General features: G+C 73.4%; 16 protein-coding genes. 11 read left to right on the top strand and 5 right to left on the bottom strand.

All coding sequences use genetic code 11. The annotated features are described in order from the left end of the window. The first annotated feature begins 109 nt into the window (after positions 1 to 109). Both coaE and IG02_RS0126175 read left to right on the top strand, forming a co-directional pair. On the top strand, positions 110 to 730 hold the full coding sequence (gene coaE, locus IG02_RS0126170; RefSeq protein ID WP_030753015.1) for a dephospho-CoA kinase: 621 nt from the start codon (positions 110 to 112) through the stop codon (positions 728 to 730). A 101-nt stretch (positions 731 to 831) separates the two neighbouring features. Further along, the gene (locus tag IG02_RS0126175) at positions 832 to 1,209 is read left to right on the top strand and encodes a tetratricopeptide repeat protein (protein WP_030753018.1); all 378 of its coding nucleotides are present in this window, start codon (positions 832 to 834) and stop codon (positions 1,207 to 1,209) included. 62 nt (positions 1,210 to 1,271) lie between these two features. Here IG02_RS0126175 and IG02_RS43110 read toward each other — a convergent pair whose 3' ends face one another. Continuing rightward, the gene (locus IG02_RS43110) at positions 1,272 to 1,664 is read right to left on the bottom strand and encodes a DUF6343 family protein (RefSeq protein ID WP_234314916.1); all 393 of its coding nucleotides are present in this window, start codon (positions 1,662 to 1,664) and stop codon (positions 1,272 to 1,274) included. A gap of 230 nt (positions 1,665 to 1,894) precedes the next feature. On the opposite strand from IG02_RS43110, the gene IG02_RS0126185 reads away from it, so the two are divergent. Together IG02_RS0126185 and IG02_RS0126190 are read left to right on the top strand one after the other, a co-directional pair. Next, the gene (locus IG02_RS0126185) at positions 1,895 to 2,842 is read left to right on the top strand and encodes a polyphosphate kinase 2 family protein (protein ID WP_030753024.1); all 948 of its coding nucleotides are present in this window, start codon (positions 1,895 to 1,897) and stop codon (positions 2,840 to 2,842) included. A gap of 157 nt (positions 2,843 to 2,999) precedes the next feature. Continuing rightward, the gene (locus tag IG02_RS0126190; protein WP_107055707.1) at positions 3,000 to 3,683 is read left to right on the top strand and encodes a class I SAM-dependent methyltransferase; all 684 of its coding nucleotides are present in this window, start codon (positions 3,000 to 3,002) and stop codon (positions 3,681 to 3,683) included. 73 nt (positions 3,684 to 3,756) lie between these two features. Here IG02_RS0126190 and IG02_RS0126195 read toward each other — a convergent pair whose 3' ends face one another. Beyond that, the gene (locus IG02_RS0126195) at positions 3,757 to 4,152 is read right to left on the bottom strand and encodes a hypothetical protein (protein WP_234314917.1); all 396 of its coding nucleotides are present in this window, start codon (positions 4,150 to 4,152) and stop codon (positions 3,757 to 3,759) included. A 372-nt stretch (positions 4,153 to 4,524) separates the two neighbouring features. Between IG02_RS0126195 and IG02_RS0126200 the strand changes: the two genes are divergently transcribed. The 4 genes from IG02_RS0126200 to IG02_RS0126215 all read left to right on the top strand — a co-directional run bounded on the left by IG02_RS0126200 (position 4,525) and on the right by IG02_RS0126215 (position 12,982). Beyond that, positions 4,525 to 5,610: a slipin family protein gene (locus IG02_RS0126200; RefSeq protein WP_078854840.1), complete on the top strand. Its 1,086-nt coding sequence runs from the start codon at positions 4,525 to 4,527 to the stop codon at positions 5,608 to 5,610. A 367-nt stretch (positions 5,611 to 5,977) separates the two neighbouring features. Next, positions 5,978 to 9,067: an SNF2-related protein gene (locus tag IG02_RS0126205; RefSeq protein ID WP_420707795.1), complete on the top strand. Its 3,090-nt coding sequence runs from the start codon at positions 5,978 to 5,980 to the stop codon at positions 9,065 to 9,067. Continuing rightward, the gene (locus tag IG02_RS0126210; protein WP_030753040.1) at positions 9,064 to 10,311 is read left to right on the top strand and encodes an SWIM zinc finger family protein; all 1,248 of its coding nucleotides are present in this window, start codon (positions 9,064 to 9,066) and stop codon (positions 10,309 to 10,311) included. The genes IG02_RS0126205 and IG02_RS0126210 overlap by 4 nt, the downstream gene beginning before the upstream one ends. Positions 10,312 to 10,357: 46 nt before the next feature. Then, positions 10,358 to 12,982, top strand: coding sequence for an ATP-binding protein (locus IG02_RS0126215; RefSeq protein ID WP_051765767.1), 2,625 nt, complete (start codon positions 10,358 to 10,360; stop codon positions 12,980 to 12,982). A gap of 135 nt (positions 12,983 to 13,117) precedes the next feature. On the opposite strand, the gene IG02_RS0126220 is transcribed toward IG02_RS0126215, so the two are convergent. Next, entirely contained in the window at positions 13,118 to 14,869 is a 1,752-nt protein-coding gene (locus IG02_RS0126220; RefSeq protein ID WP_234314918.1) for a translation initiation factor 2, read from the bottom strand. 284 nt (positions 14,870 to 15,153) lie between these two features. Next, positions 15,154 to 16,299 carry an alpha-lytic protease prodomain-containing protein gene (locus tag IG02_RS0126225; protein ID WP_030753049.1) on the bottom strand — a complete coding sequence of 382 codons (1,146 nt, stop codon included), beginning with the start codon at positions 16,297 to 16,299 and terminating at the stop codon, positions 15,154 to 15,156. A 314-nt stretch (positions 16,300 to 16,613) separates the two neighbouring features. Here IG02_RS0126225 and IG02_RS0126230 point away from each other — a divergent pair, with 314 nt between their 5' ends. Continuing rightward, positions 16,614 to 17,960, top strand: coding sequence for a cytochrome P450 family protein (locus IG02_RS0126230; protein ID WP_063756859.1), 1,347 nt, complete (start codon positions 16,614 to 16,616; stop codon positions 17,958 to 17,960). Positions 17,961 to 18,042: 82 nt separating this feature from the next. On the opposite strand, the gene IG02_RS0126235 is transcribed toward IG02_RS0126230, so the two are convergent. Next, the gene (locus tag IG02_RS0126235; protein ID WP_030753053.1) at positions 18,043 to 19,254 is read right to left on the bottom strand and encodes a pyridoxal phosphate-dependent aminotransferase; all 1,212 of its coding nucleotides are present in this window, start codon (positions 19,252 to 19,254) and stop codon (positions 18,043 to 18,045) included. Between the two features lie 84 nt (positions 19,255 to 19,338). Between IG02_RS0126235 and IG02_RS0126240 the strand changes: the two genes are divergently transcribed. Both IG02_RS0126240 and IG02_RS0126245 read left to right on the top strand, forming a co-directional pair. Continuing rightward, positions 19,339 to 20,067: a winged helix-turn-helix transcriptional regulator gene (locus IG02_RS0126240; protein WP_030753059.1), complete on the top strand. Its 729-nt coding sequence runs from the start codon at positions 19,339 to 19,341 to the stop codon at positions 20,065 to 20,067. 410 nt (positions 20,068 to 20,477) lie between these two features. After that, entirely contained in the window at positions 20,478 to 23,222 is a 2,745-nt protein-coding gene (locus IG02_RS0126245; RefSeq protein ID WP_037804299.1) for an ATP-binding SpoIIE family protein phosphatase, read from the top strand. The last annotated feature ends 23 nt before the right edge of the window (positions 23,223 to 23,245 follow it).

The raw sequence follows: 23,245 nt of genomic DNA on the forward strand, positions 1-23,245 counted from the left end.
AGGCCCCTTCCGCTCCTGCGTCGCCTCCCTCCTCCGCCTTGCCGGACTTGCCCCTCGCCCCGCTCCTTCCTCCACCCCACCCATCCGCGCGACCTCTTAGGCTGAGCGCATGCTGAGGTTGGGACTCACGGGCGGAATCGGAGCGGGCAAGAGCGAGGTCTCGCGACTGCTGGCCGGTTACGGTGCGGTGTTGATCGACTCCGACCGTATCGCGCGCGAGGTGGTGGAGCCCGGTACGCCGGGACTGGAAGCCGTGGTGGCCGAGTTCGGCACCGATGTCCTCACCCCGGACGGCCGCCTCGACCGGCCCAGGCTGGGCGGCATCGTCTTCGGGGACCAGGACCGGCTGCACGCGCTGAACGCGATCGTGCACCCCCTGGTCCGGGCGCGCTCGGCCGAGCTGGAGGCGGCGGCGGGACCCGACGCCGTCGTGGTGCACGATGTGCCCCTGCTGGTGGAGAACGGCATGGCGGGGCTGTACGACCTGGTGGTGGTCGTGGACGCGACGCCCGCGACCCAGCTGGACCGGCTCGTGAGGCTGCGCGGCATGGACGAGTCCGAGGCGCGCAAGCGGCTGGCGGCCCAGGCCACCCGCGAGGAGCGGCGCGCCGTCGCCGATGTCGTCATCGACAACGACGGCCCGCTGGAGCGGCTGGAACCGCAGGTCAGGGCCGTCTGGCGGGAGGCGTCGGCACGGGTGGCGGCCGACCGCCACGCCGAGCGCGACTGACCACCGGTGCACCGGCCCCGCCGGGCCGTCGGCTGTCGTACGTGTGGAACAGCACTGCCGTACGGTGCGTTGAACGCGCGGACCGAGGGAAGGATGCGACCGTGCCCGAGAGCCCGGAGACCCACGTCATCGACTATCGCGCGGCGGAGCAGCTGCTGGCCGCGCGGGATCCGCGCGGGGCCGTGAAACTGCTCGACTCGGTGATCGCGGCCCACCCGGAGAACACGGCTGCCCGCCTGCTGCGCGCTCGCGCGTTCTTCGCGTCGGCGCAACTGAGACCCGCCGAGCTGGAGTTCGAGCTGGTGCTGGAGCGCGAGCCGGACAACGCGTTCGCGCATTTCGCCCTCGCCCGTACTTTCGAGCGTTCCGGCCGCCCGGAGCAGGCCCAACGGCATTTCCGCCTGGCCGCCGCCCTCGATCCCAAACCCGAGTATCTGAAGGCGGCGCGCTTCGACTCGGACGCGAACGGTGAAGGATGACGGAGGGCGCGCGGACGGCGAGCGGAGCGGGCGCGCCGGTTCCGTAGGGACATCCGGCGGGCCTACGCGCGCCGGCCCGGCCGTCGCCCCGCGCGTCCGCCACGATCCGCGCGCTCGCCGCGGTCCGGATCCGGTGTTCGGTCCAGGCCGTGCCCGCCGTCCGGGCCCGGTCCGGTGTGCCCGCCGGGGCGGGGGCCGTCGCCCTCGTCGGGCTCGTACGGCGGAATGTCGCGTCCCGGCTGGTAGTGCGGCCCCTGGCGGATGTGGCGCACCACCATGACCATGTCCGTGGCCACGATCAGGAAGAGCACCCCGCAGGCGACCGCCCAGCCCGTCCGGCCGGCGAAGGAGAAGGCGGCCGTACCGAGTCCCGTCCAGATCAGGCCCCATACACTCAGCCAGAACCGCATACGCAGCGGACTGCGCGCGGTGACCGGCTCACTTCCGGTGCGCATGGCTCTCGCACCTCCCACTGGTGGGTGTACCCGCGAACGCGGTCGCTGACCCGGCCGCGCGGTCCCCGCTCTCCGGCGTCGGGCTCGGGCCGGGTCCCGGCCGGAGCCCGAGGGTCAGGCGAATGGGGCCGATGCGGTTGACTGTCCGCTTGGCGCGCCGGAACGTGGCTGCTACACCCGGACGTGACGGCATGACGCTCGCCGTGAGCGGTGGAAAGGGCTGGTCGGCGATGGCGGACAGGCAGGTGGAACGCATCGCGGAGCTCATCCGTCCGCTGCGGGTGGATCCCGGTTCGAAGGTAGTGATCGACAAGGACTTCGATCCGCGTTACGTCGCCGGTCTGAAGAAGAGCGCGGGTGTCGAACTGTTGCGCACGGGTGTGTCGCTGCTTGCCGACTACCAGTCCCGGCTCGCCGCCCAGGGCACCCATGGGGTGTTGTTCTGCGTTCAGGCGCTGGACGCGGGTGGCAAGGACGGCACGATCCGGCATGTCATGAGCGGGGTGAATCCGCAGGGTGTGCGGGTCAGCAGCTTCAAGGTGCCCTCCGTCGAGGAACTGGACCACGACTACCTGTGGCGCTACGCCCGCGGGCTGCCCGCGCGCGGCGAGATCGCCATCTTCAACCGGTCGCACTACGAGGAGGTCCTGGTCGTCCGGGTCCACCCGGAGGTCCTCGCCCGGCAGAAGCTGCCGGGCCGGCCGCGCGGGACGAAACTCTGGGCCCGCCGCTACCGCGAGATCAACCATTGGGAGCGATACCTCACCCACAACGGGTTCAAGGTCGTGAAGATCTTGCTGAACATCTCCAAGGAGGAGCAGCGCGCCCGGTTCCTCAAGCGGATCGACCGGCCGGAGAAGAACTGGAAGTTCTCCGCGGCCGACACCCGGGAGCGACGGCGGTGGGACGACTACCAGCGGGCCTTCTCCGAGATGCTGTCGGCCACGAGTACCGACTGGGCGCCCTGGTACGTCGTGCCGGCGGACCGGAAGTGGTTCGCACGGATCTGCGCGGCGGCGGTGCTGGTCGACGCCCTGTCGGACATCGATCCCCAGTACCCGACGGTGGACGACCAGGCCGCCCGCGACCTCCTCGCCGCCAGGCGTGAACTGGAGGCGGAGGGGACCGAGCCCGCGCCGCCCGCCCCGCACACCGCCGCTCGGCGGCCGAAGACGTAGCGGCAGCACGGCCCGCCCGGGGCCGCGCGGGACCGGGCCGCCCGCGCCGGGCCCCGCCTCCCCGCCCGGTCCGGTCCGGGAGCTTGCCTGCTCCTGGCGCGTCGGTCCGCGGGAACCGGGGTCCGGAGCCGCGCGTTACGGGGGCATGAGCCGACTCATGCGCGAGGGACACCGGGGCACCGGACCCGGTGCCATCACCCCGGACGGCTGTGCCGTCGACCTCTACTCCCGGCTGTCCGTCGGCCGCGAGCCGGATGTCGTCGAGGCGGCCGTGCCCGCCGGGGCGTCCCTGCTCGAACTGGGCAGCGGGGCGGGCCGGGTGACTCACCCGTTGATCGAACGGGGCTTCCGGGTGACGGCCGTGGACGAGTCGGCGGAGATGCTGGAGCGCGTGAAGGGCGCCGTCCGTACGGTCCGGAGCCCTATCGAATCACTGTCCCTGGGGGAGACGTTCGACGTCGTCATGCTCGCCTCCTTCCTGGTGCACGTCGGCGACACATCGGTGCGTAACGGTCTGTTGCGCGCCTGCCGTGAGCATGTCTCCGACGACGGGTGCGTGCTGATCCAGCGCGAGGGCCTGGACTGGCACAGCGATGTGCCCAGGGAGCGGGTGGACGAGGGAGCCGGCTGCACCATCCGGATCGTCTCCGCCGAGCCGGCGGGTGACGGGGTGGACTCCCTGCTGTGCGAGTACGTCTTCCCGGACGCGCGCTGGACCCAGACGTTCCTGTCCCGGCCGCTGAGCGAGGAGGAGTTCGAGGGCTGTCTCGGCGAGGCGGGCCTGGTGGTCGACACGTATCTCACCGACGACGGGACATGGGTACGGGCGCTGCCCAGGTAGCCGCGCCGGGACGGGGCCGCCGGCCGTGCGGTCCGCTCCCGCCGCGACCGGACCGCGGGGTGGAGGCTTTTCCTCAGTGCACGATGGTGTAGCTGCGCCACGGCCCCGATCCGGGCGCGATCGTGTCGGACTGCATGGTGGCGATGTACGCGTTCTGCTCGCCGGTGCAGTCGGGCGTCAGGTACATGATCATGTCGAGCAGGGTGCGGTTCGCGACCGTGTGGGCTCCGGTGGACCCGATGCTGTGGCAGCCCGTGACCAGCGGATTGGACACCGTGACCCGGTTGCGCTGCTCCGTCTCGTAGGTGACGGTGCCCACCGCGGTCCGGCCGAGTCCCGAGCAGCCGGCGACGGTGAGGACGAGACAGGCCGTCGCGACGACGAGGCGGAGCCGCTGATGGCCGGCCCGGGACCGGTGCTCGGCCCGGGGCGAACGGCCGGCCCCCGGCGGGTGATCGGTCACGGGCATGGGCGGTCCTCCGTCTGTACGCGGTGTGCGCGGGCCGGTGGTACGGGGGCCGGCCGGGCGGCGCGGAGGGCGTCGGCGGCGCGGTCCGGGGCGGCCGGTGATGTCACACTGCCGGATCGGCCGCACGGCGGCACCAGATGCGCGGCCGGCCGGGGGTAACGAGCGCCGGTGACCCCCCCCGCGGGCGGCACCCCGCGGAACCCGGGGCCGGCACCCGTACCGACTCGCCGTCGCCCCCGTCGCCCCCGCCGCCCGCCGTCGTCGGCCGTGCCGGCGGCGTCGTACGACCGCGTCCCGTTTCTCGACCAGCGGGTCAAACAGGGCATACCGTGGTGATTAGCACTACCTCGGTCCGGCGTCAGGGGGCCCATCATGGTCGAGGAACTGATCGTGGCCGTCATCGCGGCCGTGTGCGCGTGCGGGGTCTACGCCATGGCGGCGGCCCGGGTCGTCAAGCAGTACGAGCGAGGCGTCGTCCTGCGTCTCGGGCGCCTGCGCAGGAACATTCGAGGCCCCGGGTTCACGATGATCGTTCCGTTCGTGGACCGGTTGCACAAGGTCAATATGCAGATCGTGACGATGCCGGTGCCCGCCCAGGACGGCATCACCCGGGACAACGTCACCGTGCGCGTGGACGCCGTGATCTATTTCAAGGTCGTGGACGCGGCGGACGCGGTGATCCGGGTGGAGGACTACCGGTTCGCGGTCTCCCAGATGGCACAGACGTCGCTTCGTTCGATCATCGGAAAGAGTGACCTCGATGATCTGCTGTCGAACCGGGAGAAACTGAACCAGGGCCTGGAGCTGATGATCGACAGTCCGTCGATCGGCTGGGGTGTGCAGATCGACCGGGTCGAGATCAAGGACGTGTCGCTGCCGGAGACGATGAAGCGGTCGATGGCGCGGCAGGCGGAGGCCGACCGGGAGCGCCGCGCGCGGGTGATCAACGCGGACGCCGAGCTCCAGGCGTCGAAGAAGCTCGCGGAGGCGGCGGCACAGATGGCCGACCAGCCGGCCGCGCTCCAGCTGCGGCTGCTCCAGACCGTGGTCGCCGTGGCGGCGGAGAAGAACTCCACGCTCGTCCTGCCCTTCCCCGTCGAACTGCTCCGGTTCCTCGAACGTGCCACTCCGACCGAGGCCGCCGAGGCGGCGCGGAACGTGTCGGCGGCCGTGGAGTCCGGCGCGGCCGTCGAGAAGCCGGCGGACCGTTCGGAAGCGGTGGGCGCGGGCACCGACGGAGGGCCTTCGGAGCCGCCGGACGGAGCCGGCCCGCCGCAAACCGCCGGGCCGTTGGACGACGCGGCCGGGCTGCCGGGCACGGCCGGGCTGCCCGACGTGCTGGGCGTCCCGACGACTCCGGGCACCTCGACCGCTCCGGTTACCCCGACGGCTCCAGGCCCTTCGCACGCTTCGGAGGAGGAGACGCCCGCGGGGCAGACGCCGCTCACGACCCCGTGACGGCGCCACGGGAGGCATCCCGCCTCCACGCGCCTCCGCCCCGGCCACTGCGGCCGGGGCGGCGGCTTTTCGGCCCGCGAACCCGCCCCGAGCTGCGTGAATGCCGCGCGCGGACCGAGTGTCAGACCCCCCGCCTAGACTCGCAGAGGTAATCGGATCCCGATGTGGGAGGGAGTCTGTGGGCATGCCGCGATTCGTGCATACCCCCGCACGTCGGGCCGGGCGTGTCCGCGCGGCCGAGCACGCCGCGCCGGCTCTTCCGCCCGCGTCGGGGCCTCTTCAGGTGCCCCCCTCCGAATCCTCCGTCACCGCCCCCTCCGCCCTCGTGCCGACGCCTGTGTCGGCGTCCGAGGCCGCGCGGGTGTTCGTGCCGGACGCGCTCGTGCGCTGCGCCGCCGTGTTCCTGCCCGCCGGGCTGCCGCGCGAGGGCCGGGTGGCGTTCTGGTCGCCCGAGGGCGAGCTGCCGCCGCCGGCGGACCCGCGGGAGCGAGGGGCAGCGACGGGAGGCCGGACGGGTTCGCACGGCGCGGCCGACGGACCCGGTGCCGCGCGGCCGGTCGCCACGGGGCCCGAGCGGGACGAGGTGACGGTCGTACGGCTCCAGGAGGGCGTGGCCCGCGCGTGCGCCGTTCCGGCGGTGGTGCTGCCCGTGGCCGACGCCCTGCCCCTGCTGGTGCGCGCCCGCCGGGACGGCGCCGCGCATCCGGCCACGGCCTGCTGGGGAGCCGCCGCGTCGCACGCGCTGCATCTGCTCGCGCGCGGCAGACTGCTCCCGGGGCTCACCGCGTCCGACCATGACGCCTGGCGGGCGGGACCGCTCGACGCCGACGACATCGCGCAGCTCAGGGCCATCGCCGCGGCGATGCCACCGGAGGCACACGCGGTGCCGCTCACCGGGCCGACGCCGCCGCCGCTCCCGGAGCCGTCCCCCGATTCCCTCTCCGCCGAGGACCGGCGGCTCCGCCTGCCCGACCCCGAAGCACTGGTGCGCGCGTTCCTCGACGCCGTGGCCGACTCCCTCCCGCGCACCCCGGCCGCCGCGTTCGCGGCGGGGGCGCCGTTCGCGGCGCGGGCCCCGCAGCGACTTCCGGGCGCCAGGACCTGGGCGGCGGAGGCGGCGGCCGGGATGGACGCGGGAGTACGGGTGTCGCTGCGTCTCGACCTCTCCGCCTACGACGCCTTCGACTCCGCCGCCGCGGCGGCGGCGCGTGAGCCCGCTCAGGCCCGGGGGGCCAGGGCGGCGGACGGGGCGGAGGAAGCCGACGCGACCGAGGGGGCCTACGTGACGTCGGGCCTGCCAGGACGCGGCGGCCCGGACGACGGTGGAGCTCCGCGGCGCGCCGGGACCGCCCTCGTCCAGATCCACAGCCTGGCCGACCCCACCCTTGTCGTCGACGCGGCCGGGCTCTGGGCGGGACACGGCGACGACGGCTTCGGTCCCAGGGCCAGGATCGACGCGATGCTCGCCCTCCGCCGCGCGGCCCGCGTCTGGGCGCCCCTCACCCGGCTGCTGGAACGGGACGTCCCCGACGCCCTGCCGCTCGCCGAGGACGAGCTGTACGACCTGCTGGGCCCGGGAGCGGCCCGCCTCGCCGACGCGGGGGTCGCCGTGCACTGGCCCAGGGAGCTGGCCCGTACGCTCAGCGCCACCGCGGTCGTCCGCCCCGCGCCCGGCACGGCGACGGACGGCACCTTCTTCTTCGACACCGACGAACTGCTCAGGTTCGACTGGCAACTGGCCCTCGACGGGGATCCGCTCACCGAACGGGAGATGGACGCGCTCGCCGAGTCGCACCGGCCGATCGTGCGCCTGCGCGACCAGTGGGTGGTGGTCGACCCCGCGCTCGTCCGCAAGGCACGCCGACGCGAGTTGGGGCTGCTGGAGCCGGTCGACGCGCTGGCGGTCGCCCTGACCGGCAGCACGGAGGTCGACGGCGAGACGGTTCAGGCCGTCCCGGCCGGCGCGCTGGCGGCGCTGCGCGACCGGCTGGTCGCCGGCCCGGCCGCGGTCCCGCAGCCACCGGCGCTGGCCGCCACCCTGCGGGACTACCAGCTGAAGGGGCTCGCGTGGCTGGACCTGATGACCTCGCTCGGTCTCGGCGGCTGTCTCGCGGACGACATGGGCCTCGGCAAGACCGTCACGGTCATCGCGCTCCACCTGCACCGCGCGAGCCCGGCACCGACCCTCGTCGTCTGCCCCGCCTCCCTCCTCGGCAACTGGCAGCGGGAGATCGCCCGCTTCGCGCCGGGCGTTCCCGCGCACCGCTTCCACGGCACCGGACGAACCCTGGAGGGAGTGACGGACGGTTTCGTCCTCACCACGTACGGGACGATGCGCTCCAGCGCCGACACCCTGGCCGCGCAGACCTGGGGCATGGTCGTCGCCGACGAGGCACAGCACGTGAAGAACCCGTTCTCGTCCACCGCCAAGGCGCTCCGCACCATCCCGGCACCCGCCAGGGTCGCGCTCACCGGGACCCCCGTCGAGAACAACCTGTCCGAGCTGTGGGCGCTGCTCGACTGGACGACCCCCGGCCTGCTCGGCCCGCTCAAGGCCTTCCGCTCCCGTCACGCCCGCATCGTCGAGAACGTGGAGAACGCGAAGCACGCCGGCGTCAGGGACGCGGACAACGAGCACGCGGTGGAGCGGCTGTCCCGGCTGGTCCGGCCGTTCCTGCTGCGCAGGCGGAAGTCCGATCCGGGCATCGTGCCCGAGCTGCCGCCCAAGACCGAGAGCGACCACCCGGTCGCGCTCACCCGGGAGCAGGCGTCGCTCTACGAGGCCGTCGTCCGCGAGACGATGGCCGCCATCGAGGCGGCGGAGGGCATCGCCCGCCGCGGCCTCGTCATGAAGCTGCTCACTTCCCTCAAACAGATCTGCAACCACCCCGCGCAGTATCTGAAGGAGGACAGGACCCGGCTGGCCGGCCGCTCCGGAAAACTGTCCCTGCTCGAGGAGTTGCTCGACACGATCCTCGCCGAGGACGGGTCCGTCCTGATCTTCACCCAGTACGTGTCGATGGCCCGCCTGCTCTCCGCCCATCTCGCGGCCCGCGCGATCCCGTCGCAGCTCCTGCACGGGGGCACTCCCGTCGCGGACCGCGAGCGCATGGTGGACAGGTTCCAGTCCGGCGAGGTCCCGGTCTTCGTCCTCTCGCTGAAAGCGGCGGGCACCGGCCTCAATCTGACCAGGGCCGGTCATGTCGTCCACTTCGACCGCTGGTGGAACCCGGCGGTGGAGGAGCAGGCCACCGACCGCGCCTACCGCATCGGGCAGACCCAGCCGGTGCAGGTCCACCGGCTGATCGCGGAGGGCACGGTCGAGGACAGGATCGCCGAGATGCTCCGGTCCAAGCGGGCGCTGGCCGACGCCGTCCTCGGCTCGGGCGAGGCCGCCCTGACCGAGCTGACCGACCGGGAGCTGGCGGACCTGGTCTCCCTGCGGAGGCTGTCATGAGCCCGGCGCGCACAGCACGGCACGACGACCGCCGTCGTACGTTCCCCGCCCTGCCGCCCCGGCCGGAGCCGGACGACGACTTCGCCGCCACCTGGTGGGGCAACGCCTGGGTGGAGTCCATGGAGGACACCGCGCTGGACCCGGCGCGCCTCCAGCGGGGCCGCGCCTACGCCGGCCGCGGCCGGGTCGACGCGATCACCGTCACGCCCGGCCGGGTCGTGGCGTACGTCCACGGTTCCAGACCGCGCCCGTACCGCACGGAGATCCGGCTGCGCACGCTGGTCGAGGACGACTGGGAGGACCTCCTCGACGCGGCGGCCGCCCGCCCCGACCACATCGCCGCCCTGCTCGACAAGGAGATGCCGCACAGTTTGGCCGCCGCCGCCGACCTGCTGCCTGCCGCGGGCGATCTGACCCCCGACTGCTCCTGCCCCGACGACGGCTACCCCTGCAAACACGCCGCCGCCCTCTGCTACCAGACGGCCAGGCTCCTGGACGAGGACCCCTTCGTCCTGTTTCTGATCCGGGGCCGGGGCGAGAGCGCGGTCCTCGCCGATCTGACCAGGCGCAACGCCGCGCGCTCCGCCGCCGAACGGCCCCCGGAGCCACCGCCGATGCCGTCCGTCGAGGCGCGTACCGCCCTGGCGCCGAGGGCGCTGCCCGCGTTGCCGCCGCCGTTCCCCGCGCCGGCGCGGCCCGGCCGCCCGCCCGTCTACCCGCAGGCGCCCGGCGCGCCCGACCCGATGGCGCTGGACCTCCTGGCCACGGAAGCCGCGTCCCGGGCGCATACGTTCCTCACCACCGGCCTCGACCCGGTCGGCGCGCTCACCCCCTGGCAGGACGCGGTCCGGCTGGCCGCCGCCCATCCCGGATCCGGACTCACCGCCTCCACCCGCGCCCTCTACCGCGACCTGGCCGGCGCCCTCGACCGCACGCCCACCGATCTGGCGCGCGCCGTCGCGGCCTGGCGCCAGGGCGGCCTTGCCGGACTCGCGGTCCTGGAAGAGCCCTGGGACCCGCCCGCCGGCCCCTTCGACCGGGCCCGGCCCGCCCTGGCGGCAGCCGGCTTCCCGGGCTTCCGTCCCTGGCGCAACCGGCTCTCCGCCTCCACCCTCCAATTGCGCTTCGGCCGCGACGGCGTCTGGTACGGGTACGAGTCCGACCGCGACCGCGAGGACTGGTGGCCGCGCGGGACCCCGGACACCGATCCCGTGGGCGCGCTCACGGCCCTGCTGGGGAGGTGACCGATAGGCTCTGTTCTTCCAACGATCAGCGGTCGAAGGGGGCCCGGTGGAAGCCGAGTTGGTGGCGCTGGCGACGGCGGGCGCGACGGCGCTCGTCCAGCAGATGGCGACGGACGGCTGGGCCGGGGCGCGTGAGAGGATGACGCGGTTCCTCGCCAGGCGCGGGGCGGCGAGCCCGGAGTCGATCGAGTCCGACCTGGAGACGGCACAGGGCGAACTGACCGCGGCGCGACGGGAGGACGACGAGGAGACGGCCGAAGGGCTGCAGGCCGAGTGGCGGAACCGGCTGCGCCGCGCGCTGCGCGCCGACCCGGCGGCCGCCGGTGAACTGAGCGCTCTGCTGGCCGAGTTGGATCATGGCCCCGACGACGACCCGGCCGGCCGGGCCCCGAGCGGCCCCACCGGCCCCCGCATCGGCACGGCGTTCGGCGGTGAGGTACGTGCGCGGTCGGCCGTCCAGGCGGGGGAGATCGGCAGCCTCACCCAGCACCTGCACTTCCACGGTTCCCCCGACGCGTACGGCCCCGACGGTCTCGCGGAGCCGGTCGGCCCGGCCGGCCGGGGCGGCCCGGCGCCGGGCGGCGCGACCGCCGGGCGGACCGGGCTCGCCGGGCGGACCGGGCTCGCCGGGGCGGTCGCCGTTCTGGAACATCAACTTCCGCTGGAGGAGGAGCCGTTCGAGAACAGGGACACGGAGCGCGAGGCGGTCCTGCGCACCCTTGAGGAGAGGCAGCGGTCGAGTCCGCCGGCCCGCCCGCTGACGGTCGTGTTCAGCGGGGTGAGCGGCATCGGCAAGACCGCCCTGGCCGTCCGGCTCGCCCATGAGCTCAAGCCCCGTTACCGGACCCGCTACGTCGACCTCGACGAATGGCGGACGGCCGGCTCCCTCGACCTCGCCGCCGTACTGAAACACCTGCTGAGCCGGCTCGGGGTGGCCGAGAGCTGGATCCCCGCGGAGTACCGGCGGCTGGTGCGGCTGTACGAGGAGAGGACCCAGGGAGCCCGCCTGGCGCTGGTCCTCGACAACGCCTGGTCCGCCGACGAGATCACCACTCTGCTGCCGGTCTCGGCCGAATCGGTCGTGCTGATCGCGGCCCGGGAGCGGCTGCCCGCCCTGGAGGCGCGCGGCGCCCTCGGGCTCGCACTGGGGCCGCTCTCCCACGAGCACGGCATGGAGCTGCTCCGCAGGATCACCGCCCCCGTGCGGCCCGACGAGCCGGACCGGTCGCTGACCAGGCTCGCCCGGGTCTGCGACGGGTTCCCCGTCGCACTGCGGGCGGCCGGGACACTGCTGTACGAGCGCCCGGGACGGCGTGCGGAGCGGCTGGCGGCGGACCTGGCCGCGCAGCTCGAAGAGAGGGGACTGCCCGTGGTGGAAGCGGTGTGGAACGCCACCTACGGCGGGCTCGCCGCGCCCGCCGCCCGGCTCTACCGGCTGTTGCCGGACCATCCGGGCTACGACATCACGCCCGAGGCCGCCGCCGCGCTGATCGGGACCGACGTGGACGAGGCGGCCGACGCGCTCGACGACCTGACGGCCGCCGGGCTGCTGTCCCCGTCCCCCTCGCCGCCACGCGGGCCCGGACGGTCGGTCCTGCGGGGCCTGCTGCGCGCGCACGCCGCTCGCTGCGCGGCCCGGCACGGGGATCCGGCCGAGCCGCGGGAGGGGCTGCGCCGGCTCCTCGTCTGGTACCGCAGGCAGGCCGAGCGGGCCGACCGGGCGATCGCCGAGGGCAGGCTGCGCCGGGCCGAGCCGGTCCCGGAGCAGCCGTACGGTGCGGACGTGTCGTTCGACTCGTATGTGCCGTTCGAGTCCCGGACGTCCGGGCCGGCGCCCGAGGCGCCCGGGGCAGCCGCGCGACGCTGGCTCGACACGGAACGCAAGGCGCTGTACGGATTCGTGCGCATCGCGGTCGAGCTGGGTGAGGACGACCACGCGTGGGCGCTGTGCGAGGCGTTGTGGAAGCACTACGAGGACCAGCACAACCACGACGACGCGATCAGGGCGTTCGAGGTCGGCCGGGACGCTGCGCTGCGCTGCGAACGGCCCGACGCGCTGATCCGGATGCGCTGCCAACTGGCGCAGGCGCTCTGGAAGACGGGCCGGGCGCACGAGGCGGACCAGGAGACCGAGCGGGCCGTGCGGTCGGCGGAGTCGGTCGAGGCCGGTACGGTCCTGCACGCGTCGGCCCTGGAGTTCCGCGGGAAGTTCCTCGCCTGGCGCGGTGAGCCGGACGGGGCCGTCGAGTACTTCGAGCGGTCACGCGCCATCCACCGTGCGCGGGGCAACGCGTACGGTGTCCTGCTCCTGGGTTTCCTGCTCGGCAGGAGCCTGCGGGCAGCGGGCAGGCCGGCCGAGGCCGAGCCGGAGATGGTGGCCACGTGCAGGCTGGCCCGCGAGCTGCGGCACGACCGGATGGCCGCACGGGCGACGGCCGAGCTGGGCCGTGTTCACCGGGCGGCGGGCGACGTGGACCGCGCAGTCACCGTGCTGGGCGAGGCGCTCGCCCTCGAGGCGCGGCGCGGCTCCACGTACGACGAGGCGGCGCTGCACGAGGAACTGGCGGACCTCGCCGAAGAGCGGGACGACAGGGCGACGGCGCGGGAGCACCGCACCCGTGCCCGTGAACTGCGGCAGAGCGCGGGCGTGGCGGCGGCACCCGACGCCTGAGCCCCGGTTCGCGGTCCGTGGGCCACGGCGAGCGTCCCCGCGGCGCCGGGAGGTCCGGGCCGGCCTGCCGCCGGGCGGAGCGCGGACCGGTACCGGCGGACCGGTACGGGCCGTTCCGGACCCTGGCGCGGTCGGTCACAGCTCGGCGTGCGTCTCCGTCTCGGTCGCGTACGCCAGCAGGACGGTCGTCCGTCGGCCGCCCACCAGGCAGTCGAGGGAGACGGGCAGCGCCGGGCTCTCGTTCGCCTCCAGCCAGGCGTGGACACAGGACAGCACGGCGGCGGGATCGGGACGGACCCACGGCTCAGGGGACGCGTGGGCCGCGAGCCGTACGGACAGCGCGTCCCGGTGCCCCGCACGCCTGAGCACACCGTGGTCGTGGGTGAGGACGGCCGCCGCCGTACGGCAGCCCGGGTATTCCTCCAGGGCGTACGTCGTCCAGCCGCCCGCCGTCCACACGGCGTCTCTTGCGTGCGGCTCCGGGCCGGTGGCGGGCCGCGCGCGGCGGACGAGCAGCCCGGCGGCACGGGTCTCGTTCACGGACGAGAATCCGTACTCGGCGACCGTGTGGCCGCCGTGCGGACCGCGGGACAGGGGGTACCGCGCGACCGAGACCGTGGTGCCGCGCACCTCGGTGAGCGCCGCGAGCGCCGTCGGCCGCTCGCCGGTGACGCGGGGCAGGGGCAGGGGCCGGGCGGTGACGGCGCCGGCCGGCGGTTCGAGGCCGAGCAGCCGGTAACAGTGGGCCCGCAGACGCTCCAGGGCCCGGTCCCGCTCGGCGAAGGCCGCGTCCGCCACAGCCCGGGTGTCACCGGGCCGGTATGCCGCGACGGCGGCGTCGACCTGCCTGTCGAGCGCCGCGTCGGCCGTCAGCCGCGGCACGTGCGCCAGAAGGCCGGCCATCGGGCTGGCGGGGACCAGCTCCGTGCCGCCCTCGTAGCAGCCCATCAGGGGCCGGTCCAGCGCCGCCGCGTACAGGGCGGCGGACCCGTGGTCCGTCAGGACGCAGTCCGCCGCTGTGAGGACCGCGGCCCACTCCTCGTACGGCCGGGGGAGCAGCAGCCCGGCGTCCAGCGCGGGACGGAGCCGTCGGCGCAGCTCGAACGCGCCGAGCTCGCTGTGGACGTTGGGGTGGACGACGAGCGCCACCTGGTAGGCGTCGTAAGGGAGTTCCGCGGTCAGCCGCGCCGGCAGCCCGGGCCGGCGGACCATCAGCGATTCCGGCCCCCAGGTCGACACCACGGCCACGAGCCGCCGCCCGCCGGTGCGCAACGCGTCGCGGTAGCGCTCCCGGAGTCCGCGGGACGCCAGCATCCGGTCCAGCGTCGGATCCCCGACGACCCTCGCCCGGGCCGCCACGGCCCGTGACCCGCGTGCCAGCCGGGTCAGTTGGCCGGGGTGGGCGAGCGCGTGCAGCGCGGCCAGCGGCTCGCCGTCGCGCAGGAGCTGTCGGGGATGCAGACCGGACGCGGAGTCGTCGTCGGAGGCGTCGGGCAGCCGCTTGTTGAACCCGGCGCCGTGCGGCAGCAGCACGAGCGGACCGCGCAGCTCGCGCAGCGGGCCGTTGGGACTGGCCGCGACGACCAGCGCGTGCTCGGTGCGTACGGCGGTGGACCAGGGAATCGTCCGGGCACCGGCCTCGTCGAGCGCGGCAAGGGCGTCGGTGCCGAAGTCGGATCCGGGGACGAGCGTGAAGACCGGCCGGACCCGGTCGTCACCGGAGAAGACGGGGAGGGTGTCGAGGAGCCGGTTCAGCGCGGTCGCCGAGCGTACGGCGTACAGCACGGAAAGCTCCGCTGCCCGCTGCCCGCTGCCCGCTGCCCGCTGCCCGCTGCCCGCTGCCCGCTGCCCGCTGCCCGCTGCCCGCTGCCCGCTGCCCGCTGCCATCGCAATGGTTTATTCTACGCCGCTCCGTGTGGCCGGATGCGCTCTTTCCCTCGCCCGCGCCGTCGCCCGCTCCGGGAGCGGCGGACTCGTTCGGTGGCTCCGGCGGCATGGGGACGATCGTACGCGGATGCCCGGCGTACGCGGACGGCCGCACCGGCGAGCACGGGTGGCGGGGCGGGCCCGGCGTACGCCGGTTGCTCCCTGTTCCCGGTGCCCTTCCCCGCCCGGCCCGTACGGAGGACAGGGCAGGGAAGGGCGGGGAAGGGCGGGGCCGGACGGCCGGATCAGGCGGTGTGCAGCCGCAGTCCGTACCGGTTGAGGATCTCGTTGATCGGCTGGTAGAAGGTCGTCCCGCCGGTGGTGCAGTTGCCCGAGGCACCCGAGGTGACGCCCTGGGCCTGGTCACCGCTGATGTAGGCGCCGCCGGAGTCCCCGGGCTCGGCGCAGGCGCTGGTCTGGGTCAGCTGGTAGACGAGTTGACCGTTGCCGTAGTTGACCGTCACGTTCTTGCCCTGGACGACACCGCAGCGCCAGTGCGTCGTGGAGCCGGAGCGGCAGATCGAGGCGCCGACCGGAGCCTCGTTGGAGCCGCGGACCAGAGCGTCGGGGACGGTGCCCCAGCCCAGGACCACCGGGACCGTCCACCAGCCGCTGCCGACGTTGACCCAGGCGTAGTCGTTCTCGGGGAAGGACGACCCCTGGAAGTTGCCGATGTAGGTGTTGTCCCAGCCCCGCACCGAGGCGCCGACCGAGCCGCAGTGGCCGGCGGTGACGAAGCCGCCCTGGACGGAGAAGCCGATGGAGCAGCGCACGTTCCCCGTGTAGTACGGGTCGCCGCCGACGGTGCCCGCGGCCGTGGTACGGATCGGGGCGGCGATCTCCTGGACGGTCACCGGGCCGGCCTCGCGGGCCTTGGCGACGAAGGCCTGGACGTCCTTGTCGTTCTTCTGGGCGGTGACGACGCTCACGACGACGCGGTTGGACGTGGGGTCGACGCCCCAGCTGCTGACGCCGTCCGGCGCCGTGAGGCCGTCGATGCGCTTCTTGGCCGCGTCGAGCCGGCTCGCGCTGTACTCGACCAGGCGGACGGTCGCGCCCGTGGCCCGGACGGCGTCGGCCTTCGCGCGGTCGGTGACGGCGACGGTCAGCTTGCCGCTGTCCGAACTGATCCAGGAACCGCCGTACGAGGAACCGGCGGCGCGCCGCGCCTTGCCTTCGACGGCGGTGGCCGTCTTCTCGGTGGCCAGCCGGGCCTCGGCCTGACTCGGCGTGAGCCCGAGGTCCTTCTGCATGGCGGTGAGCATGGCGGCGGAGGCCGGCTCTTCAGGAGCGGGCGAGGCGGCGGTGGCGGGGGCGAGGCCGGCGGTCGCCCAGGTGCCGAGGAGGAGGAGCGCGGACAGGCCGGTGCGTATCACGGTCGAGCGTCTCAAGGGGGTGGCCCTTCTTTGTTCCAGCATGTGGGGGTGGAACGACAAGCGCCTGAGAGCGCTCTCTGGCGCTGACAGCGGGAGCGTAGCGACAAGAGATTGACAGGTCCAGACCACGAACGCCCCGGAGCTCGGCCGGTTTCGAGCGGCGTCGGCGGCCTCGGCCACCGCGGAACGGCGGCGCTCTCGGGTGGTTGACCCCGTTTCGGCCCGCGTTCGTACCGCTTCTCCAGGCGGTCGGCTCCGCTCGCGTGCGCGTCACCTCGGCCATCACGCGTCAACCGCCGCCCGCCGTCGCGCTGTTTAGGGTGGAGTCCATGGCCACCACGACCTCCGGGCAGCCTCATCAGCAGCCTTCGCAGCCTTCTCCGTCAGCCCCAGGGCAGGTCGGAGAGCAACCTCTGTACGACCCGACGGCCGAACTGCTCGCGGATCCGTACGCCGTCTACGAACGGCTGCGCGAGACGGCACCCGTGCGGCGGATCGTCGGCCCCGACGGACGGCCCGCCTGGCTCGTCACCCGGTACGAGGACGTACGGCGGGCGCTCGCCGATCCCCGGCTCTCGCTCGACAAGCGCCATGCCCTGCCCGGCAATTACCACGGCTTCCAGCTGCCGCCCGCGCTGGACGCCAACCTGCTCAACATGGACCCGCCGGACCACACCCGTATCCGCCGTCTCGTCGTACGCGCCTTCACGCCGGGGCGGATCGAGATGCTCAGGGGGCCGGTCCGGCGCACCGCCGACGAACTCCTGGACGCCCTGCCCGCCGGGCGTGCCGATCTGATCGCCTCGTACGCCGCTCCGCTGCCGATCGTCGTCATCTGTGAGCTGCTGGGCGTACCGCCGGAGGACCGGCGCGACTTCCGCGAGTGGACCGATGCCCTGGTCGCACCCGATCCGGGCAGGCCCGGGCGGGCGAAGGAGGCCGTCCGCGACATGCTCGCCTTCTTCACGGGACTCCTCGCCACCAAACGCGCCGAACCCGGCGACGACCTGCTCTCCGCGCTGATCGCGGTGCGCGACGACGCCGGAGACGGCGGTGACGCCGGAGAGGGTGGTGGCGGCGGAGAGGGTGGTGGCGGTGACGAATGGGCCGGGGCAGGCGCCGGCGGTGCGGCGGACGGGCTCGGTGAGGACGAGTTGATGTCCCTGGCCTTCCTGATCCTCTTCGCCGGGTACGAGAACGCCGTCCAGCTGATCGGCAACTCCGTCCTCGCGCTGCTGCGGCACCCGGACCAGATGGCGGCACTGCGGGCGGACCCCGGCAGGGCGGGCGCGGCGGTCGCCGAGTTCGCGCGGTACGAAGGTCCCGCGCTGCTGGCGATCCGTCGTTTCCCGGTCGAGGACGTGGTGATCGGCGGGGCGACCGTACCGGCGGGCGAGACCGTCATGCTGTCCCTCGCCGCCGCCAACCGCGACCCCGAGCGCTTCCCCGACGCCGACCGGCTCGATCTCGACCGTGACGCCTCCGGCCATGTCGCCCTCGGCCACGGCATCCACTACTGCCTGGGCGCACCGCTCGCCCGACTGGAGACCGAGGTGGCGCTCACCGCGTTGCTGGAGCGGTTCCCGCGGCTGGAACTCGACGTGCCGTACGAGGAACTGCGCCGGCGGCCCTCGACCCGGGCCCGGGGACTGCTCGCGCTGCCCGTACGGTACTGACGGGGCCTTCCCGCCCGTGACGCGGTGGGGTCGCGGCCCACGGCCCCTCGCGATCCGTCCCGCCCGTCCCCCGGCCTCGTGGCTACTGGCGGTACCCGCTCAGGAAACGGCCGATGCGGCTGATCGCCGCGTCGAGATCGTCCGCGTACGGCAGTGTCAGGATGCGGAAGTGGTCGGGGCGCGGCCAGTTGAAGCCGGTGCCCTGGACGACCTGGATCTTCTCGCGCAGCAGGAGGTCCAGGACGAACCGCTCGTCGTCGTGGATCCGGTGCACAGCCGGGTCGATGCGGGGGAACGCGTACAGCGCGCCCTTCGGCTTCACGCAGGAGACGCCGGGGATCTCGTTGAGCTTCTCCCAGGCGCGGTTGCGCTGCTCGTACAGCCTGCCTCCGGGGGCGGTGAGCTCCCGGATGGACTGGCGGCCGCCGAGCGCGGCCTGAATGGCGTACTGGGCGGGCGCGTTGGGGCACAGGCGCATCGACGCGAGCATCGTCAGCCCCTCCAAGTAGCTGCGCGCATGCTGTGTAGGGCCCGTGACGACCAGCCAGCCGGAGCGGAAACCGGCCACCCGGTACGTCTTCGAGAGGCCGCTGAAGGTGAGGACGACCAGGTCGGGGGCGAGGGCGGCGGCGCTGTGGTGGACCGCGTCGTCGTAGACGATCTGGTCGTAGATCTCGTCGGCGAAGACCATGAGCTGGTGGCGGCGGGCGAGGTCCAGGATGCCCTCGACGATCTCACGTGGGTAGACCGCGCCCGTGGGGTTGTTGGGGTTGATGATCACGACGGCCTTCGTCCGGTCCGTGATCTTCGAGGCCATGTCGGCCAGGTCCGGGTACCACTCCGCAGCCTCGTCGCAGAGATAGTGCACGGGCCGGCCCCCGGCCAGCGTGGTGACCGCTGTCCAGAGCGGGAAGTCCGGCGCCGGGATCAGCACCTCGTCACCGTCCTCCAGGAGGGCCTGGACGGCCATGGAGACCAGTTCCGAGACGCCGTTGCCCAGGAAGATGTCGTCGACGGTGACATCCGGCAGACCGAGCGTCTGGTAACGCTGTGCGACGGCGCGGCGCGCGGAGAGGATGCCGCGTGAGTCCGAGTAGCCGTGGGCCTGCGGAAGCATCCGGATCATGTCCTGGACGATCTCCTCCGGCGCCTCGAACCCGAAGAGCGCGGGATTCCCGGTGTTCAGGCGCAGCACGCTGTGGCCCGCCTCCTCCAGCGCGTCGGCCTGCTCGATCACCGGGCCGCGGATCTCGTAGCAGACCTCGCTGAGCTTGCTCGACTGCCGGAACTCCATGCGTGCCCTCCCAGATTCGATGTGATACTTGGTTTTACCAAGTGCGAGCTTGGAAAGTCCAACAACATGTCTACACTGCGTCGCATGCCACGCCGCCGAAGCTACGACCAGTACTGTGCCGCCGCCCGTGCCCTGGATGCCGTGGGCGACCGCTGGACCCTCCTGATCGTCCGGGAGCTCCTCGCTGGCCCCCGTCGCTACACCGACCTGCACGCCGACCTGCCCGGTGTGAGCACGGACGTGCTCGCCTCGCGCCTGAAGGACATGGAGCGCGACGATCTGGTCACGCGCCGTCGGCTGCCGCCGCCCGCCGCCGCGTCCGTGTACGAGCTGACGGGGCGAGGGCGGGATCTGCTGCCGGTTCTCACCGCCCTCGCGGAGTGGGGCGCCCCGGAGCTCGCGGAGCGCCGGCCCACCGATGCCGTGCGGGCCCACTGGTTCGCCGTGCCGCTGCTCCCCGTTCTGGACGAGTTGTCGGCCGGTCTGCCGGGTCCGTCGGTCCGGTCGGGGTCCGGGCGGCCCGAGCGGCCCGGCCTGGAGGGCGTCGAGTGGAGCGACGCGGCGACCGGCGGGGGGTACGAGGGGGTGGTGGAGGTCGTCCTGGACGAGGGGGCGTTCCATGTACGGCTCGGTGGTGGCGGTCCGGTGTACGGGGAGGGTCCCGTCGAGCGGCCCGACGCCCGGCTCGCGCTGGACGCCGACACCTGCCGCGCGCTGGCCGGGGGCTCGTTGAGCGTGCCGGACGGCGTGCGGGACGGCCTGATCGAGGTGACGGGGGAGGGGGTGCTCGCCAAGCTGCTGCGGGGGGAGTGAGGGCGGCGGGGTGTCGTGGTGATGGACGGCGACAGGGCGGGCGTGCAGGGTGGCAGTGGGGAGGGAAATAGGGTTTTTGTGACGGATGTCATACTTGAAGACGTCAGTATGTGCTGGCGGTTCCGCGACGGTCCGCCGGGTCGTGATCACAGCGCCTCGGTGGCCGGCCCCGGGCAGGTGAGATGGCCCCGGGCAGGGTGAAATGAGGGACGATGAGGCGACCGGACACCGCAGGGGACTCTCGGTCCATCCGGTCGGTGGAGCTGACCAGTTCGAACGGACCCAGCGGCTCGAACGGACCCAGCGGCTCGAACAGCCCGGGTAGGTCGAACGGCTCGAACGAGTCGAGCGGCTGCCACGGACCGAATGGCTGCTTCGAGCCGGAAGGTCCCCCGGGGCCCCAGGAGCCGATGAGCAAGGGAGACCCCGGTGGCCCTGTCGGAGAGGCGCCCACGGCCATGGCCACCGTGGACGCGCGGGGCGTTGTGACCGGATGGGGCGAGGGCGCGCGGAGCCTGCTCGGCTACGAGCCCTCGGAGATCCTGGGGCGGCCCGCCGCCGTCCTGCTGGCGGGGAAGGCGCCCACCGTGGAGGAGCGCCGCCCGGCGGAGGAGCGACGTAGATGGCACGGGACGGTGACCCTGCTGCATCGGGACGGCACCCGCGTCGAGGTCCGGTTGCTGGCGCACTTCGGCGCGCGCGTCGACACGGGTCGCGTCGACACGGGTCACGGCGACGACGGCCGTGGTGACCGCGTCGGCGGCGATTGCATAACAGGGGCCGGCGGGGCCGCCGGGACCGGGCCGGAAAGCGGTGGTCCGGCCGACAGGGACGCTCATGAATGGCTGATTGTCTCGCCTCTGACCGGCGGTGCGCCGGTCAGAGGCGATGACGACCTGATCAGAAAGGGCTTCGTGGGCTCCCCGTGCACGATGGCGCTCTACGACGAACAACTCCGGCTGCGGCGGGTCAACGACGACATGGAGCGGGTCCTCGGCCTGGCCGAGGACGACATCCGCGGACTCCGGCTGCCCGAGATCGTGCGGGGCCCGAACAGCTACGAGGTGGAACGGCGGATGCGGCGCGCCCTTGAGTCGGGCGAGACACAGTACGTCGAATTCCCCATCCGGCTCGTGGGCCATGACCGGGCGTCGGCCTGGGCGGTCTCCCTGGCCCCGCTGCGCGGGGAGGACGACGGCCGGGTACGGGGCGTGATCCTCTCGGGCCACGACATGACCCGGCAGTACACCGCCCGCCGGCGTCTGCGCCTGGTCAGCGAGGCGAGCACACGTATCGGAAGCACCCTCGACATCGTGCGCACCGCGCAGGAACTGGCCGACTTCGCCGTCCCGGTGTTCGCGGACTTCGTCACCGTCGATCTGCTCCCCACCGTCAGCACCGGCGGCGAACCGCCCGACGGACCGCTGTCCGGCCACGTCATGCTCCGGCGCGTCGCCTGCCGGTCGGTGCTGGAAGGCTGCCCGGAGGCGGTCGTGCCCATGGGGGAGACGGACTTCTATCCCGATTTCTCGCCGGCCGCCGAGTGCCTGCTCCTACAGCGGGGGATCATGAACCGGGTCACGGACCCCAGTATCGCCCAATGGGCGGCCCAGGCGCCGGAACGGTCGCGGAGCGTACGGAAGTTCGGCTTTCACTCGACGATGGCCGTTCCGCTGCTCGCGCGTGGCACCACCCTCGGTGCGGCCACGTTCTCGCGGCACCGTACCCCCGAGCCGTTCGAGCCGGACGACCTGCTCATGGCCGAGGACCTCACGGCACGGGCGGCCGTCTGCATCGACAACGCCCGCCGTTACACGCGTGAGCGCGACACGGCGCTGACCCTGCAACGCAGCCTCCTGCCGAGGGGGTTGCCCCAGCACGCGGCGGTCGAGGCCGCGTTCCGCTATCTGCCCGCCGGTTCGGGGGCCGGTGTGGGCGGTGACTGGTTCGACGTGATTCCGCTGTCGAGTTCGCGCGTCGCGCTGGTGGTGGGCGATGTCGTGGGCCACGGCCTCCAGGCGTCGGCCACGATGGGCAGGCTGCGGACGGCGGTACGGACCCTGGCCGATGTCGACCTGCCTCCGGACGAACTGCTCACCCACCTCGACGACCTCGTCAACCGCGTGTCCGCCGAGGAAGCGGACGCGCCGAACGCGCCGAACGCGCCGAACGCGCCGACCGCGCCGAACCGCCGGAGCGGCGCCGACGGGGAGGACGCCACGAACGCCGCGAACTCCGCCAACGCCGAGAGCACCGGAAGCACTGGAAGCAGCGGAAGCAGCGGAAGCAGCGGAAGTTCAGCAAGCGCCGAGTACGCCGCGAGCTCCGAGAGCGCCGCGGCGGAGACCGCCGGCGATGTCGGCGCCACCTGCCTGTACGCGGTCTACGACCCGGTCTCCCGGAGGTGTTCCCTGGCCCGTGCCGGACATCCGCAGCCGGTGCTGGTCAGGCCCGACGGCGATGCCGAGTTCGTCGACCTGCCCGCCGGCCCGCCGCTCGGCCTCGGCAACCTGCCGTTCGAGACCGCCGAGATCCAGCTTCCGGAAGGCAGCTTGCTCGCCCTCTACACCAATGGCCTGATCGATTCGCGGGAGCGCGGACCCGACGACACGATGACCGCGCTGCGCGAGGCGTTGGCCCGGCCGGCCGCGTCGCTGGAGGAGCTCTGTGACACGGTCCTCGAAGCGGTGCTCCCCGCCCGCCCCGCCGACGACGTCGCCCTGCTGCTGGCCCGCACCCGCGCGCTCGACGCGAGCCAGGTGGTGACGTGGGAGCTGGCCCGCGATCCGGCGGTGGTGGCCCGGGCCCGCGGAAACGTTTCCGATCAGCTGGCGGCCTGGGGGCTGGACGAGGCCGTCTTCACCACGGAACTCGTCGTCAGCGAGTTGGTCACGAATGCCATCCGGTACGCCAGCGCGCCCATCCAGCTCCGGCTGATCCATGACCGCAACCTCATTTGCGAGGTCTCCGACGGCAGCAACACCGCGCCGCACCTCCGCCGGGCCCGGGTGTTCGACGAGGGAGGCCGCGGCCTGCTGCTCGTGGCCCAGCTGACCCGGAGCTGGGGCACACGGCAGGGTGTCGGCGGGAAGACGATCTGGGCGGAGCAGACGCTGCCGGTGGGCGAGCCGGCTCTCTTGTCGGCCGCGCTGTGACCCGAGGCGGCCGGGACGTCGTC

This window comes from Streptomyces sp. NRRL F-5135, from assembly GCF_000719775.1.
Taxonomy (GTDB): Bacteria; Actinomycetota; Actinomycetes; order Streptomycetales; family Streptomycetaceae; genus Streptomyces; species Streptomyces hebeiensis.